Source organism: Bradyrhizobium sp. 482_C4_N1_8 (assembly GCF_052075965.1).
GTDB classification, from domain to species: Bacteria; Pseudomonadota; Alphaproteobacteria; order Rhizobiales; family Xanthobacteraceae; genus Bradyrhizobium; species Bradyrhizobium barranii.
Genome location: NZ_CP197231.1, coordinates 5,812,462 through 5,827,636 on the forward strand (window position 1 = coordinate 5,812,462; position 15,175 = coordinate 5,827,636).

Here is a 15,175-nt window from a genome sequence, read left to right on the forward strand (position 1 = left end):
CGCGGCGGCTAGCGCCGCCACACCCCCTGTCATCGCGCTAGGCCGCTTGGCCCTTTGCCTTCGGAACGGTACCGCTCGCGTGCAGACCATCAATCTCGGCCGCGCTGAATCCCAGCTGCCGGAGAACCTCGTCGTTATGCTCTCCGATCTTCGGCGCGCGCTTCGCGGGCACCTTGGCGACACCATGCACCTGAAGCGGGCTGGAGATCGTGGACGTCAGCTTGCCGCCCGCCCCCTCGAGGGGCACGATGATGTCGTTGGCCCGGAGCTGGGGGTCGTTGATCACCTCCTGTGGCCCGCGTACTGCTCCGAACGTCACGTGAACGCCGTTGAATACCTCGTACCAATGTGCCATCGGCTCGGCACAGAAGGTCTCGTCGAGAATCGCCGTGAGCTCCGTCATGTTCGCCGTCAGCTTCGCCGGGTCGGAGAACCGCGGATCAGTCAGGAGATCGGGGCGGCCGATCGCCTTCGCCACGGCCTCCACCTTGTCGGGCGTGATGATGAGAACGAACCAGGTATCATCCTTGGCGCGATACACGTTCATGGCCGCATTTGCGGGGTGCATGCGATCATGCAGCCCGAAGAATTTCGCATCGCACAGCGCGGCCTGGATCGAGACGCTGGCAGACCACACGCCCTCGGCGAGAAGCGAGGTGGTGACATGCGCTCCCTCCCCGGTCCGTTCACGGCGATACAGGGCCGTGACGATCGCCGAATAGAGCCCAACGGCGGTGGCGTTGTCGCCGCTGCCGGCCACCGGCCAGGTCGGCGGCGCACCGGCATCGCGCGTCATCGACAGCAATCCGCTGCGGGCCCAGTAGGACGTGATGTCGAAGCCGGGAAGATTCGCGTCCGGTCCCTTGTCGCCGAAGCCCGTGATGTCGGCGTAGATCAGGCGCGGATTCCACCCCACCACATCCTCATATTCGAGCTTCAGTTTCTTGCGCGCCGGATGCGGCGTGTTGACGATGAGCACGTCGGCCCATTTGACCAGTTTCTCGAGAACCTGATGGGCCTCCGGAGATTTCAGGTCGAGTGCCATGCCGCGCTTGTTGCGGTTGGCCAGGTGCCAGGGATAGGCATCGTCGGCGACCGGCTGCGGCGGGAGGTGGTTCGCATGTCGCCACAGCTCGCCGCTCGGCGGCTCCACCTTGATCACGTCGGCGCCAAAGTCGGACAGGATCACGGCGGCGCTCGGGCCCGCGATGAAGCTCGCGAGGTCCACCACCTTCAGTCCGGAGAAAATGTTGTCGTTTGCCATGGGCGTCCTTTCCAAATCCGCTCAGAGCGGCCTTGTTTCAGCGTCCGCGAAACTGCGGCGCACGTTTTTCGAGGAAGGCTGCGGTGCCTTCCTTCTTGTCTTCGGTGGCGGCGCAAATGCCGAAGAACGAGGCTTCCAGCACAAGGCCTTCGCTTTGGCTCGTGTCCATGCCCTTATTGGCCGCTTCCAGCGAGAACTTCACGGCGATCGGCGCGTTGGCCATGATCTGCTTCAGGACCGTCTCGGCGCGATCGATCAGACTGCTGGCAGCAACGACTTCGTTGACGAGGCCGATGCGATAGGCTTCCTGCGCGGAAATCGTCTCGCCGGTGAGGATCAGCTGCAACGCACGCCCCTTTCCCACCAGGCGCGGCAGGCGTTGCGTTCCGCCACCGCCGGGCAACAGGCCGAGCTTGACCTCGGGCTGACCGAATTTGGCATGCTCGGCCGCAATCCTGATCGTGCAGGCCATCGCCGTCTCGCAGCCGCCGCCCAGCGCAAAGCCGTTGATCGCCGCGATCACCGGCTTGCCGAGATTTTCGATGAGGTCCAGCACACCCTGGCCGAACCGGCTGGACTCCTCGGCGTCGTAAGCATCGACATGGGCGAGTTCACTGATGTCGGCGCCGGCGATGAACGCCTTGTCGCCAGCGCCGGTGAGGATGACGCCGCGCACGGACGCGTCCGCTTTGGCATCCTCGAATGCCGCGTGCAAATCGGTCCAGGTCGGCGTATTGAGTGCATTGAGCACTTTAGGCCGATTGACCGTCACGTAGGCGATCGGGCCCTTTTTCTCGTACTGGACGTTCGCAAGGGCCAGCGCCGCTCTCGGTGCTGAGCTTGGTGCTGTTGCAGGCGAAGGGGTGAACGGTGCAGTTCCCGAAACCATGGTCGTGTCTCCTGAGTAGGGCAGCCGGCGCCGATGCGCCGGCCCCGCTGAAAGGTCAGAGGAAAGCGCCGTGACCGGTGATGGCCTTGCCGACGATCAGATTCTGCATCTGATAGGTGCCTTCGTAGGAGTAGAGCGCCTCGGCGTCGGCGAAGAAGCGCGCGACGTTGTAGTCGGCGACGATCCCGTTGCCGCCCAGCACCTCGCGGCCCCATGAGACCGTCTCGCGCGACTTCGCCGTGCAGAATGCCTTCGCCAGTGCCGCGTGATGGTCGCCGAGCTTGCCTTCGTCATCGAGCTGCGCCAGGCGGAGCATCAGGCACTGGCACGCGGTCAGATTGCCGAGCATCTTGGCGAGCAGATCCTGGATCAGCTGAAACGAGGCGATCGGCTTGCCGAATTGCAATCGTTCCTGGGCATATTTGAGGGTGGCCTCGTATGCGCCCATCTGGATGCCGGTCGATGCCCAGCCCACCATGTAGCGCGTCATCCGCAGCACGCGCGCGGTGTCGCGAAAGGAATTGCCGCCCTGGAGGCGGTTCGCTTCAGGCACCCGCACGTCCTTCAGCGTGATCTGGCCGTTCTGGACCACCTTGAGCGCGATCTTGTGCTCGATCTTCTCGACGCTGAACCCGGGCGTCGACTTGTTCTCGACGATGAATCCCTTGACCTGATTGTCGGCAAGGTCGCGCGCCCAGATGATGGAGATGTCGCACCAAGGCGCATTGCCGATCCATCGCTTCTGTCCGTTGAGAATCCAGGTATCGCCTTCCCGCTTGGCCGTCGTGGTCAGGCCGCCGCTCGTTCCGGAGCCGACCAGCGGCTCGGTGAGGCCGAAGCAGCCGATCTTTTCCCAGCGCGCCATCGCCGGCAGCCATTTCTGCTTCTGCTCCTCGGAGCCGTCGAGATAGATCGAGCCCATGGCGAGGCCGCTATGCACGCCGAAGAACGTGCAGAACGAGGCGTCGGTGCGCGCCAGCTCCATCGCCACGAAGCCGAACAGCTTCTGGCTGCCGCCCGCGCAGCCATAGCCCTTGAAGCCGAGCCCACCGAGGCCAAGCTCCTTGAACGACGGCAGCAGTTCGAACGGAAACGCGTCGTCGGACCAGTACTTGTTGATGACCGGCTGGACCTTGGTCTCCATGTAGGTCCGCACCTTCTTGACGAGCGCCTTTTCGTCCGGGGTGAGGAGGTCGACCAGTTGGTAGAAATCGCCATTGGGTGCCGGCGGTGACTTCGGCGCGGCGGTCTTGCCTGCTGTGTTTGCGGTGGACATTTGCGATATCTCCTCGCTGCGGCTCGGAAGCCTGAAAAGTGAAGGGTTGAAGGTATGATTGATCTCGCGGACGCTGCCGATTGCGTCAGCTCGGCTTCGCAGCCTTCTTGCGCAGCTCGATCAGGCCGAGCAGAATTTCGTCGCGCTCCGCCTCCAGCTCCGCGATGGTGCGCGATCCGGCCTCGGCATGGACGCTGTCGATGAGTTTCTTTTGCACGTCCGGCGTCAGCACGGGCGAGCCGAGGGTCTTCCACCAGGCCGTCATCGGGCCGGTGAACTGCTGGAAGAAGTGCTCGATGCCGCCCGGACCGCCACCGAGATGGTTCAGCATCAGGCTGCCCATGACGCCCCAGCGCAAACCCGGGCCCCAGCTCAGGGCGGTGTCGACGTCGGCGGCGCTCACCACGCCCTCGGCCACGAGGTAATAGACTTCGCGGCTCAGCGCCGCCTGCAGGCGGTTGGCGACGTGCCCCGGCATTTCCTTGTTGAGGCGCACCGTCCGTTGCCCGATCGACGTGTAGAATTCCGTTGCGCGCCGGATCGTGGCTTCCGAGGTCTTTGCCCCGCCGACGATCTCCGTCAGCGGGATCAGATGGGGCGGATTGAACGGATGGGCGATGACGCAGCGCTCGGGATGGGATGCGGCACCCTTCTGGATTTCGCTCATGGTGAGCCCCGACGAGCTCGATGCGATGATCACGTCGGGCGGCAACAGCTCGTCGAGCTGGCCATAGAGCTTCTGCTTGAATTCGATCCGCTCGGGCCCGTTCTCCTGGACGAGGTCGGAGCCGGCGAGTGCCTGCGCGATGTCGGGCGTGAACGTGAGGTTCGACTGCGAAGCTCCGGGCGACAAGCCCAATCGCTTGAGCGCCGGCCAGGCCGTCTCGACGAACTTCCTTAGTGCTGCTTCCGCGTTCGGCGCGATATCGGTCGCAACGACCTGCAATCCCTTGGCGAGAAATAGCGAGCTCCAGCTCGCGCCGATCACGCCGGTGCCGATGATGGCGATACGGCGAATGGGCTTGGTGTCGGTCATGTCGTTCTCTCCAATGCGTTGGTCAGACTTCGGCATAGGCAATGCCGGTGAGATTGCCCTGGGCGTAGAGGAAGTTGCGCTCGCCGGACCCGTCGAGCCGCGCGGAGTAGACCGAGCCCGCGAAATCGGTCACGAACATGCGATCGTTGGGAACGTCGAGCGCGATACCGATCCCCTCCATGAGATGGGTCACCACGATCTCCGGCTCGGCAGGCTTGTTGTCGAGCGAGGCCCGGTTCACCGTGTTGCCGCGCGGAGGATCACCGCGATCGGTCCAGTAGAGAATTCGACTCTGGTGATCGATCTCCAGATCAATCGGCTCCGGCAGACCGTCGTAGAATATCTCGATGTCGGATCTCATGGCTGCGGTCTGGCCGGCGGGGATTTCGACATTGGCGCGGAAGATGCGACCGAGCCCTGCATTATCAGGCCCCTTTTGCGTCCAGTAGATACGACCGAATTTCGGGTCGATCGCCAGCCCGACGCACCATCGCATCTGGTCCTTGCGATCGGCTTCGCCGTGGCCCGCTTCGATGAGCGTCTCCAGCCGCGAGCCCTCGAGGTTACAGCGCATGACGCGCATACCCTCGCGATCGCACCAGTAGAGCTTGCCGCCCTTCTTATCGAGGATGATCTGCTTCGGCGTGTGGGTGTGTCCCCGCGGGACGATGGTCTTGCGGTTCTTGCCGTCGATGTCGGCGCGCTCGATGGACCCGTCATCCAGGCTCGGGATGCCCATGTTGGTCCAGTAGATATGGCCAGCCTCGACATCCACGACGATGCCATCCGGAAGGTGGCAGCCGGTGACGATGGTCGTGCGGTCGGAGCCATCCGCATTCATCAGGTGAATGCAGCCCGCGTTCAATTCGAGGACGAAGAGACGAGGGATCGTGGGGCTTGATTTCGTGACGGCGTTTGGCATGTCGCACCTGCATCCTGGCCCGACCACGGACCGGGTCAGGTGACGCGACTATGACGCGATCGCCGTCATTCATCTTGGACAGGAATGTCATCGCTGGGATGGGTCTGCTGCTTGATCACCTGGCGCCCCCCGGGACGTCGGGACGAGCACCACTGCGAGAGCAGCAGCTTTCAACAAGTCAGGGATCAAACATCCAAGCGTGGGTAACGGACAGGTTACATGGTCGGCTCCGACTCAAAAACATTCATCGCCTCGCGATTGCGGCTGGGCCTCACAACCGAATAAACTAGAGGCCATCCGGCCATCAGAAAGGGAGTCAGGCATGGACGTGCCGAGCTCTGACAAGGACGTTCAAAGCACGCCCGACGTGCCGGGTAACGGACCGGCGAAAGCCGCGCACAACCCGACACGCACGCCCTCTATCATCGTCGGTGTCGTGGCGGCTGCTGTCGTCGGGCTTTCCGTCTTCTATCTGTTGCGCCCGGAGCCCTTGCTGGTTCAGGGCGAGGTCGATGCAACGCGGCTCGATATCGCGGCGCGCGTGGACGGACGGGTCGGCAAGATTCCCGTCGAGCGCGGCCAGAACGTGGCTGCGGGCGCAGTGCTGGTCCAGATCGACAATCCAGAGACGCTGGCCAAGCACGAGCAAATGAAGGCGGCCAAGGCCGTCGCGGACGCCCAGCTTGCCAACGTACTCGTCGGAACGCGGGTGGAAGTGATCGCGGCACGGAAGGCGGAAATGGAGCGCGCGCAAGCGGCGCTGGTGCTGGCGCAAAAGACCTTTGACCGCACACACACCTTGACCGAGCAAGGCAATGCGCCGCAAGCCCGCCTCGATCAGGCCACCGATGCGCTGCACGAAAGCGAGCGCGCCGTCGACCAGGCCAAATCGGCCTATGACCAGGCGGTCAATGGCTACACCAAGGAGGAGCGGGCCATTGCCAATACCAATGTCGAAAAGGCCAGTGCCGATATCCAGAGTGTCCAGTCGATCATCGACCAGCTCGTGGTCTATGCGCCCGTAGCCTCGCAGATCTATCAGCGTAATGTGGAACCCGGCGAATACGTCTCGCCGGGCGTCCCGCTCGTCACCTTGATCAATCTCGCGGACCTCTGGGTGCATTTCGATCTGCGAGAGGATCTCGTCAAAGGCCTCAAGGTCGGCGATCGCTTCGATGTCCGCATTCCCGCCCTCGGCGACCGCTCGGTGACAGTCGAGGTCAAGCTCATCGCGACCAAGGGCGAATATGCAAGCTGGCGGGCCACGCGTGCTTCGGGTGATTTCGACCTGCGGACGTTTTCGATCCGTGCCTATCCGGTGCAACCGGTGCCCGAGCTGCGACCGGGAATGAGCGCCTATCTGGATTGGCGGTCACGGCCATGAGGCCGGCGCCCAAGCCCGGATTTCTGCTGGTCGCGCGGCGCGAGTGCCGCTGGCTGTTTCACGATCGCGTGGCGCTGCTCCTGATCTTCGGCGTGCCGCTGTTCGCGTTCGTGGTTCTCACCACGGTCTTTAGCCATCCGGTCATCCGCGGGCTCGGCGTGACTGTCGTCGACGAGGACAAGTCGGACGCGTCGCGCGCCCTGGTGGAATACATTGCGGCGTCGCCAAGCCTGAAGATCGTCGACCGCTCCGGCACGCTGTCCACGGCCGTGCAGGACATACGCTCCGGCAAGTCGATTTCGGCCGTCCACATCCCGCCGGATTTCGAGCGCGACCTGAAGGCCGCGCGCCGCCCGCAGATCGTCGGGTTTTATAACCAGCAGTTTTTGACTCCCTCCGGAATCGCATCCTCGGGTCTGAGCGATTCACTTTCCGCCGCGGCAGCCGTGGCCGCTCCCGCCAGTCGCGCGGCACCTGCGCCAGCGTCCCTGGGTGTGCTCAAGGCGGAGACCATGGCGCTCGTCAATCCGCAGAAGAACTATGCGCAGTTCCTGCTGCGCGCGCTGCTGCCGACCATCATCCATGTGGTGATGACCCTTGCCGCCGGCTATTCCGTCGGCTCCGAATTCCGCCGCCGCGACGCGCGGGCCTGGCTCGAAAGCGCCGGCGGCGATCCGCTTGTCGCGCTGGCCGGCAAGCTCGCACCGCTGTTCTGCATCTTCATTTTGATCATGCTGGCCGAGCCACTGTTCCTGGAGGGCGTGCTGGAGATTCCCTTCAAGGGCAATCTGCCGTTGATGATCGCCGCGGCCTCGCTGCTGATCGTCGGTTATCTGTCGCTCGGCGCCCTGCTCCAGCTTCTGGTCGGCGATCTCGCCACAGGGCTCGGGCTTGCGGGCCTCATTGCCTCGCCTGCATTCGGCTATGCCGGCGTCGGCTTTCCCACCATCGGCATGAATGCCTTTGCGCAGACATGGAGCGCGATCCTGCCGCTTCGCTGGTACATGGCCGTCCTGCTGGGACAAGCCGCGCGGGGATTGCCGGTCGCGGATTCGGCTATTCCCTTCGCGGCGCTTGCGGGCCTGGCGTTGCTGTTTGCCGGCCTGGCATGGCTGCGCATGGCGAACGTCACCCGCAAGGGCTGGTTTGCAACAGCGCGGCCTGTCGAGCCATCCGAGGCCATCTCCACACCGCACGGCGTCGGCGGCGCCTTCGTGGCGGAGTGGCGGCGCGTGCTGGGAACGCGGAGCGCCTTCACTCTGCTGTTTCTCGCTCCCCTGATCTACGGCATCTACTATCCGCAGCCCTATCTGAACCAGATCCTTCGCAAGCTTCCGATTGCGGTCGTCGATAACGATCTCAGCGATCTCAGCCGGCAGATCGTCGAGACGCTGGATGCGAGCGGCGCATTGAGCGTGACGGTTCGCGCCCGAACGCTGGCTGAGGCGCGCAGCGCGATCGATCGCGGGCAGGCCTTTGCCGCCATCGAGATTCCGCCCGACACGGAACGCGACGTGCTCAAGGGCATCACCGCCCACATCCCCGTCTATGCGGACGCAACCTATCTGTTCATCTTCCGATCGAGCGCCAGCGGGGTCGCCACCGCCATCGGAACCTTGACGTCCGAGCTCGTTTCGCGCGGCGCGCGGTCGGATGGCAGCCTCGTCAAGGCAAAGCTGGCAAGCTCGAGCCCGGCCGACGTGCTGCTGCAGCCTATCTTCAACCCGGTGGGCGGCTATGCGAGCTACGTCGTTCCGGCGGCGTTCATCCTGATCCTGCAGCAGACCCTGCTGATCGGCGCCGCGATGCTGACCGGCACGGCGCTGGCGAGCGGAGGCGCAGCCTTTGCCGGCGTGCTCGGCCGCGGCATCGCGCATCTGACCGTCTACCTTCCTGCGCTCGCGCTCTACGTCATCGTGCTGCCCCGCATCTACGGTTTTTCCACGCTCGGCCATCTTCCGCAGATTCTCGCGCTCGCGAGTGTCTTCCTGCTGGCGACGAGTTTCATGGGTCAGGCTGTCGGGGCCTGGTTCACGCGACCGGAGAACGCAACCATCCTGCTGCTGGCGACGAGCCTGCCGCAGTTCTTCATGGCCGGCTTCGCATGGCCGCGCGAAGCGATTCCGGACGTGGCCCTTGCGTTCGGCCGGTTATTCCCGGCCGACTCCGCGATCGACGGCCTCGTGCGCATCAACCAGCTCGGCGCCGGCATCTGGGAGGTTGGGCATGACTGGCTCGCATTGTGGTGCCTGGCGCTCGGCTATTTCGCGCTTGCGGTGATCTCGGCATTTGCCGTCAGGAGGAGACAGGGACATGCCCAACCTTAGACCTGCCGCCTTCGTCGCGATTCCGCTCGCGCTGGTCGCGGCGGGCGCGCTGCTCTATGTCATGCGCCACTCGGCACCACCCGCAGCCATCGTCGGCGTCGTGCGCGCGACCGAGATCAGGGTCGAGCCGGAGGTCAACGGCCAGCTGGTCTCGATTGCGGCCAAGAAGAGGTCCTCTGTGAAGGCCGGCGACGTCGTGGCGCGGCTATCGGCGGTGGAGTTGACGGCGCAGGCGGACCAGGCGCGTGCCGCGCTCGCGTCGGCAACCGCCAACCGCAACAACGTCTATGCCGGCGTTCGTCGCGAGCAGGTCGACTCGCTGAAAGCCGCCATCGCCAAGGCCAGCGCCCGCCTCGACTTCGTGCAGGCCCAGCTCACCCGGACCAGCACGCTGGCGCGCCAGAGCTTTGAATCCCAGCAGTCGCTCGACCAGGCCGAGAACGACGTCGCCAGCGCACGCGCCGGCGTGGCCGAGGCCCAGGCCAATTACGATGCGGCCGTGGCGGGCCCGACCCGGGAAGAGCGCGCTATCGCCGACACGCAGGTGCAGGCCGCGGCCGCCGCGGTCACCGTGCTCGAGCGCCGCCTCGACAAGATGGTGTTGCGCGCGCCGGCCGACGGCGTGGTCAGCGTCATCGCCGCCGAGGTCGGCGAGAACGTTCGCGCGGGCCAGCCGATCCTGATGGTCGAGGCCGCAGGCAGGCAATGGCTCTCCTTCAACGTGCGCGAGGACCACCTCGATCGTCTCGCGATGGGAGAAACCGCGAATGTGATGCGGAACGGTGCCAATAGCGCGACGAAGGCGGTCATCACCGAGCTGCGGCCGCTCGGCGTGTTTGCCACCTGGCAGGCAGAGCGTGTGATTGGCGATCATGACCGCAACACGCTTCGCCTTCGCCTCGATCCCAAGGGAGAGATGGCCGGCATTGAGCCGGGCATGACCGTCTGGATCGACCGCTAGGACCCCAGCGATTGAAATCGCAGAGCTACACTATACCGACCATTTGCAAACGGTGTGCGCACCAAGCTCCGACCTGGGACCCGCTGATTGAGAGCCAGTTGCTTCCCATCCCAGGATGCTCATCGTTGATCGAATAAGCCGCAGATAGCTGCGCGAATATGCGGCGAAGAAGTGACGCTTTCCCCGCGGCCGCTCGCCCATTTCAGAAGCTTGCTTACGTCGGCTATCGCAAGATTTTTCTTGATCTCCCGGTGCACACGTCGTGCACACGCGGCCCTCTACCCAATTGAAAGAATTAAACTCTCGTTCCAATCCATCATGGGGAAGTTTGAGCCAGGTCCAGGCGGCGAGAACTACTCAGATCTAACATCGAGGCGGTCTCTGATCGCGGAAACAGACGCGAACGGTCGGTCGACCACGGACATCTTGATAAGCTTGGTCGCGATTTTTGCGGACAAGCCTAACTGATCGCCTCTCCTAGCATCCCGGGCGCTGCGATGTAGCCGCTGACCGCCAGCCGTATGCTATTTTGCCGACGCAAACCTTCCGACCTCGTCGATCAGTTTCCGGAAGGGCTCTCGAACTTCGCCGAGCCCATCGATTCGTAGGGTGGCGTGACAACCCTTTACGGCTACGACTATACGGTCTGGGCATTCGACCACAATTCTTCGATGGTGAAGCCGGCCCTCTCCGCTATCTTTCGAAATGTACTCTCGTCCGCTCGCGATGACCTAAAGCAAAAGATGCGGTAACTGCACAACCGATCTGTCTCAGCAATTGGTCCAGACCTGAGCTCAGTCGGGCTGAAACGATAAAAACCCAAGACGCTCTTGCTCCGGCTCGCCAGCCCTGAAACGAGACGGGCTTGGTCAGATCAAGAATTCCATATCTACCAGCAAAAGACCCACATCCATTGAAGATTGCTCTTGCGCCGGCCGTCGGGAGGTAGTCCCGCAATCTCAGTTTAGCCTCCACCCGCTCGCCTCCATCGCTGAAATTTCCAAGCAAGCAACTACCTGGCGATAGCCTCAGCCATAATTTTGGCCGTTTCGTCGTAGAAGCGCCAGAGGTCGGGATCGACCGGATTGGGCGCGCCGAAATAACCATTCGGCGTCAATCGCCGGGCCGCCTCACCGCCCTGTCGCCAGACGGCGAGATCGTCAACGGTGAGCTTGGTCGGCTCCAGGCCGCGCAACGCTTCAAAATCGACGGTCTCAGGATAGTGGCGGACGATCGCCGCAGTCTCGTATTCGTCCGCATGGACACCAAACACGCCAGTGACCTTGAAGTCGTCGAGCGCGGGATCATGATCCCAACGCACCCAGATCGGCTCCTCGCCGGTCTGTCCGAGGCGTTTGATCATATTCCATCGCGTCGGCGCATATAGCCAGCGCGCGCCGGCCTGGCCGCGCAGATGCGCCTTCTGCAACACATCCAGGATCATGTCGTTGTGGGCTCGGTCACCGTGATGGCTGACGACGAAAACGTCGGGAAACCCGTTGGCCACCAAGGAATCGATGACGTCCGTCAGCAAGGCGGCGGCCGTCTCAGTCCGAATGCGAAAGCTCCCCACGAATTCGCCGAGCACGCCGTTGATCCCCCAATAATAGGGCGGCGCAATAACCGTCTCCTTGCCGCGTGCGGCCGCGTATTTCTGCGTCGCCCGGCAGAGCTGCAGCGCGATGAAGGCGTCGGTGCCAATCGGCAGATGCGGCCCATGCGCTTCCATGACTCCGGCCGGCAGCAGCACCGCGGCCTTGCGGCTGGCTGCCTCTGCAACCGCATTGGCCGTCATCTCAGCCATGGTGCTGGAGAACAGATTTTCGCTGGTCATGGGAAACTCCGGGATAAGTCAGTGCCGGCCTAGACCGACAGCCAACGATGAACCTGTTCGAAATCGGCGAGCAATTCCGCGGATTTCCCTTCGAGCACGATCTTGCCGCGATCCAGCACGATGGCGCGGTCGCTGAGCCGCAGGACATCCTCGGCGCGCTGCTCGACGATGATGATCGCAAAACCGCTGTCGCGCCGCAGGCGCATCAACGTCTCCTCGAGCTCCTCGACGATCACAGGCGCCAGCCCCTCGAACGGTTCGTCCAGCAGCAACAGGCGCGGGCTCGTCATCAGCGTGCGCCCGATCGCCAGCATCTGCTGCTCGCCGCCGGACAGCTTGTCGCCCATGTTGCGCCGACGTTGCTTCAGCCGCGGAAACACCTCGTAGATTCCATTGAGGTCGAAGCGGCCGCCTCGACGATGCGCGACAAGCAGGTTTTCCTCCACCGTCAGCGACGGAAAGATCTCGCGTTCCTGCGGCACCCAGCCAAGTCCGAGCCCGACCCGCTGGTTGGTGCTGAGCGTGCTGAAATCGTGGCCATCCCAGCGCAGCCTGCCGGCAAAGCGCGCGGCGTGCGCCATGATCGCCAGCATCAGCGTGCTCTTGCCGACGCCATTCCTGCCGAGCACGGCCAGGCATTCGCCTTCCGACACCGACAGGCTCATCTCCTCCAGCACCACGGCCTCCCCATAGCCGGCCGTGAGCCTCTCGATCTCAAGCAGGGACATGGGCCCCCCTGCGTCCGAGATAGACTTCGCGCACGCGCTCGTTGCCGGAGATCTCGGCCGGCGTGCCCTCCGTGATGATGCGGCCTTCGACCAGCACGGTGATCCGATCGGCAAAGCGGAAGACTAGGTTCATGTCGTGCTCCACGAACAGGAGCGTCAGATCGCGCGGCAGTGCGTGGATGCGCTCGAAGATAGCCTCGCTCTGCGCCGCAGGAACGCCTGCGGCGGGCTCGTCGAGGACCAGGATCCGCGGCCTTGCGGCCAGCGCCACCGCGATTTCAAGCAGGCGTTGCAACCCGTAGGGCAATTCATGAACCGGCCTGTCCGCGTGAGCGATCAGGTTGACGAAGGCAAGATGCTCACGGGCTTCCTCGATGGTCGCATTGTCGTGCGCGGCGCGGCGCCAGAACACCCGGGTCAATTGCTTGCGCTCGAGCACGGCCAGCACCACGTTGTCGAGCACGCTGAGGCCGCGAAACAATTGGTTGATCTGGTAGGTCCGCGACAGCCCGCGCCGCACCCGCGCGCTCTCGCCCAGCCGCGTGACGTCGTCTCCACTGATCAGGATCATTCCCGAGGAGGCCGCGACCCCGCCGGTCAGCGCATGGACCAATGTGGTCTTTCCCGCGCCATTGGGGCCGATCAGCGCATGCCGCGATCCCGCGGCGATGGCGAGCGAGACGCCGGACACCGCAGCGAAGTGACCAAAGCGGATGCTGAGATCCCGTGTTTCGATGGCGGTCATGACGGCCGCCCGAAACGCCGGCGCAGGCTGTCAGCCACGCCTGCAATGCCATTGGGAATCACGAACACCGACAGCATCAGCACGATGCCGATGCCAAGGTGCCAGTACTTCGGACTGACCGTCGACAGATAATCCTTCATGAAGCCGAACGCCGCTGCCCCCATCACGACACCGGGGATGCTGCCGGAGCCGCCGATGGTGGTCATCATCATCACCTCCGCCGAGCGATCGAAGCCGAGCATGTCGAGTGAGGCGAAGTGACTGGTCTGCGCGAGCACCGCGCCGGCCAAGCCCGCAATCGCGCCCGACATCGTATAGGCCATGGCAAGATGGCGTGCGACCGGCGCGCCGATCGCGGGCATGCGCTGCGTGTTCTCGCGAATGCCCTTCAGGGCCAGACCGAACGGCGATTCCGTGACCCGTTTGAGAAAGACGAAGACAATCGCCAGAACGCACAGCGCGTAGAAGAAGGCCGTCTTGCCGAGAAAATCGAAAGGAAACAGCCCGAGGACGGGCCCGATCGTGAAGTCGGGAAAGCCGTCCGCGCCGCCCGTAAGCCAGCGCGCGCTGTTGGCGGCCTCATAGAGCAGGAAGCCCATGCCGAGCGTCACCAGCAGCCGCGTAAAATCGTTGCCGCGCACGACGATGGGCGTCACGCAGAATGCAGCTGCCGCGCTCACCAGCATCGCGCCGGCAAGACCTGCGACCGGTTCCGTGATGCCGGCACGCGCCAGGATAGCCGCAGCGTAAGCGCCGAGGCCGAAGAACGCCGCGTGCCCCAACGAGACGATGCCGGCGTGCCCCTGGAGCAGATCGTAGGCGAGCGCAAAGATCGCCAGCACGAACAGGCTGCTGAGTAGCAACAGATAGTCCGGAAACAGGACATAGCTCGCCAAGGTCGCAAGCAGGAGCGCAACGCCGGGACCGCTATTCATGATCGTCCTCACGCGGCCCGTCCGGCAAGACCCCTGGGCAGGAAGATCATGGTGAGGACCAACAGGCCATACACCACGAACGACCCGACCGCGGGCAGATAGTATTTGAACAAGGCGTCGACAACGCCGAGTAACAGCGCGGCAACCACCGATCCGCCGATCGAGCCGGGGCCGCCGATCGCCACCACCATCAGGAGGATGGTGAGGTACTTGAAAGGAAATGTCGGATCGAGGCCGAGAAACCCGACCGATAGCGCACCGCCAAGCCCCGCCAGCCCTGCCCCAAGGCCGAATGTCAGCGCGAACAAGCGATCGACGTTAATGCCGATGCCTTCGGCGGTCCGGCGATTGTCGACCGAAGCGCGGATCTTCGCGCCGAACAAGGTGTGATTGAACAGCAGCATGAGGCAGACCGCCGTCACGAGGCCGGCAACAACCAGAAACAGGCGATAGCTGCCGAAGCGAATGCCGATGATATCGATATGGCCGGCGAGCCAGTCGGGCAGCAGCACGGCCTGCTGCTGCGGACCGAAGATGATGGTCGCGAGCGCGCTGGCGGCAAAGGCCAGACCAATGGAAAACAGCACCTGCTGAAGCGCCGGCATGGCGTAGACGTAACGGATCACCGATCGTTCGATCAGCACGCCGACTAAGGCCGTTGCCAGGAAGGCCGCTGGCAGGATCAGCAGAAACGGCAGATGCGCGGATTGCAGCAACGTAGTCGCAACATAACCGCCGCACATCGCAAAGGCGCCGTGCGCCAGATTGATGAAGCGCATCAGCCCCAGCGTCACCGACAGACCGACCGAGAACAGCAGGAGCAGCATGCCGTAGGCAACACCATCGGCGACGACTGAGGCAATCCCGTTCATCG

13 protein-coding genes are annotated in these 15,175 nt (G+C 63.7%); 3 read left to right on the forward strand and 10 right to left on the reverse strand.

From position 1 onward, the window contains the following. Positions 1 to 37: 37 nt before the first annotated feature. From AB7Z56_RS28090 to AB7Z56_RS28110, 5 genes are all read right to left on the reverse strand, one after another. The gene (locus AB7Z56_RS28090) at positions 38 to 1,264 is read right to left on the reverse strand and encodes a CaiB/BaiF CoA transferase family protein (protein ID WP_063984104.1); all 1,227 of its coding nucleotides are present in this window, start codon (positions 1,262 to 1,264) and stop codon (positions 38 to 40) included. Positions 1,265 to 1,301: 37 nt separating this feature from the next. Then, positions 1,302 to 2,153, reverse strand: coding sequence for an enoyl-CoA hydratase-related protein (locus tag AB7Z56_RS28095; RefSeq protein WP_084795195.1), 852 nt, complete (start codon positions 2,151 to 2,153; stop codon positions 1,302 to 1,304). 55 nt (positions 2,154 to 2,208) lie between these two features. After that, entirely contained in the window at positions 2,209 to 3,429 is a 1,221-nt protein-coding gene (locus AB7Z56_RS28100; protein WP_063984105.1) for an acyl-CoA dehydrogenase family protein, read from the reverse strand. Positions 3,430 to 3,514: 85 nt separating this feature from the next. After that, positions 3,515 to 4,465, reverse strand: a complete 951-nt coding sequence (locus AB7Z56_RS28105) for a 3-hydroxyacyl-CoA dehydrogenase NAD-binding domain-containing protein (protein ID WP_063986479.1) — start codon at positions 4,463 to 4,465, stop codon at positions 3,515 to 3,517. Between the two features lie 22 nt (positions 4,466 to 4,487). Continuing rightward, positions 4,488 to 5,387, reverse strand: coding sequence for a 3-hydroxyacyl-CoA dehydrogenase (locus AB7Z56_RS28110; RefSeq protein ID WP_085404124.1), 900 nt, complete (start codon positions 5,385 to 5,387; stop codon positions 4,488 to 4,490). 322 nt (positions 5,388 to 5,709) lie between these two features. On the opposite strand from AB7Z56_RS28110, the gene AB7Z56_RS28115 reads away from it, so the two are divergent. From AB7Z56_RS28115 to AB7Z56_RS28125, 3 genes are read left to right on the forward strand one after another with little or no spacing between them, the layout of a single operon-like run. After that, positions 5,710 to 6,771, forward strand: coding sequence for an HlyD family secretion protein (locus tag AB7Z56_RS28115; RefSeq protein WP_085404125.1), 1,062 nt, complete (start codon positions 5,710 to 5,712; stop codon positions 6,769 to 6,771). Continuing rightward, on the forward strand, positions 6,768 to 9,098 hold the full coding sequence (locus AB7Z56_RS28120; RefSeq protein ID WP_441256605.1) for an ABC transporter permease: 2,331 nt from the start codon (positions 6,768 to 6,770) through the stop codon (positions 9,096 to 9,098). Before AB7Z56_RS28115 ends, AB7Z56_RS28120 begins: the two co-directional genes overlap by 4 nt. Next, positions 9,085 to 10,059, forward strand: a complete 975-nt coding sequence (locus AB7Z56_RS28125; protein ID WP_441256606.1) for an HlyD family secretion protein — start codon at positions 9,085 to 9,087, stop codon at positions 10,057 to 10,059. Before AB7Z56_RS28120 ends, AB7Z56_RS28125 begins: the two co-directional genes overlap by 14 nt. Positions 10,060 to 11,071: 1,012 nt before the next feature. Here AB7Z56_RS28125 and AB7Z56_RS28130 read toward each other — a convergent pair. Genes AB7Z56_RS28130 through AB7Z56_RS28150 form a run of 5 tightly spaced genes read right to left on the reverse strand, consistent with a single transcriptional unit; the run spans position 11,072 to position 15,173 of the window. Continuing rightward, a complete protein-coding gene (locus AB7Z56_RS28130) occupies positions 11,072 to 11,893 on the reverse strand; it encodes a creatininase family protein (protein ID WP_063984111.1) in 822 nt (273 codons plus the stop codon). Positions 11,894 to 11,922: 29 nt separating this feature from the next. Then, positions 11,923 to 12,621, reverse strand: a complete 699-nt coding sequence (locus AB7Z56_RS28135; RefSeq protein WP_063984112.1) for an ABC transporter ATP-binding protein — start codon at positions 12,619 to 12,621, stop codon at positions 11,923 to 11,925. Beyond that, on the reverse strand, positions 12,608 to 13,366 hold the full coding sequence (locus AB7Z56_RS28140; protein WP_063984113.1) for an ABC transporter ATP-binding protein: 759 nt from the start codon (positions 13,364 to 13,366) through the stop codon (positions 12,608 to 12,610). Before AB7Z56_RS28140 ends, AB7Z56_RS28135 begins: the two co-directional genes overlap by 14 nt. Beyond that, positions 13,363 to 14,301 (reverse strand): branched-chain amino acid ABC transporter permease, encoded by a 939-nt coding sequence (locus tag AB7Z56_RS28145; protein ID WP_084795382.1) that lies wholly within the window; start codon positions 14,299 to 14,301, stop codon positions 13,363 to 13,365. Before AB7Z56_RS28145 ends, AB7Z56_RS28140 begins: the two co-directional genes overlap by 4 nt. 8 nt (positions 14,302 to 14,309) lie before the next feature. Beyond that, a complete protein-coding gene (locus tag AB7Z56_RS28150; RefSeq protein ID WP_063984115.1) occupies positions 14,310 to 15,173 on the reverse strand; it encodes a branched-chain amino acid ABC transporter permease in 864 nt (287 codons plus the stop codon). Positions 15,174 to 15,175: the final 2 nt, after the last annotated feature.

Coding starts and splice junctions, on each gene's coding strand:
- AB7Z56_RS28090 (WP_063984104.1), bottom strand. CDS start 1,264: ATGGCAAACGACAACATTTTCTCCGGACTGAAGGTGGTGGACCTCGCG.
- AB7Z56_RS28095 (WP_084795195.1), bottom strand. CDS start 2,153: ATGGTTTCGGGAACTGCACCGTTCACCCCTTCGCCTGCAACAGCACCA.
- AB7Z56_RS28100 (WP_063984105.1), bottom strand. CDS start 3,429: ATGTCCACCGCAAACACAGCAGGCAAGACCGCCGCGCCGAAGTCACCG.
- AB7Z56_RS28105 (WP_063986479.1), bottom strand. CDS start 4,465: ATGACCGACACCAAGCCCATTCGCCGTATCGCCATCATCGGCACCGGC.
- AB7Z56_RS28110 (WP_085404124.1), bottom strand. CDS start 5,387: ATGCCAAACGCCGTCACGAAATCAAGCCCCACGATCCCTCGTCTCTTC.
- AB7Z56_RS28115 (WP_085404125.1), top strand. CDS start 5,710: ATGGACGTGCCGAGCTCTGACAAGGACGTTCAAAGCACGCCCGACGTG.
- AB7Z56_RS28120 (WP_441256605.1), top strand. CDS start 6,768: ATGAGGCCGGCGCCCAAGCCCGGATTTCTGCTGGTCGCGCGGCGCGAG.
- AB7Z56_RS28125 (WP_441256606.1), top strand. CDS start 9,085: ATGCCCAACCTTAGACCTGCCGCCTTCGTCGCGATTCCGCTCGCGCTG.
- AB7Z56_RS28130 (WP_063984111.1), bottom strand. CDS start 11,893: ATGACCAGCGAAAATCTGTTCTCCAGCACCATGGCTGAGATGACGGCC.
- AB7Z56_RS28135 (WP_063984112.1), bottom strand. CDS start 12,621: ATGTCCCTGCTTGAGATCGAGAGGCTCACGGCCGGCTATGGGGAGGCC.
- AB7Z56_RS28140 (WP_063984113.1), bottom strand. CDS start 13,366: ATGACCGCCATCGAAACACGGGATCTCAGCATCCGCTTTGGTCACTTC.
- AB7Z56_RS28145 (WP_084795382.1), bottom strand. CDS start 14,301: ATGAATAGCGGTCCCGGCGTTGCGCTCCTGCTTGCGACCTTGGCGAGC.
- AB7Z56_RS28150 (WP_063984115.1), bottom strand. CDS start 15,173: ATGAACGGGATTGCCTCAGTCGTCGCCGATGGTGTTGCCTACGGCATG.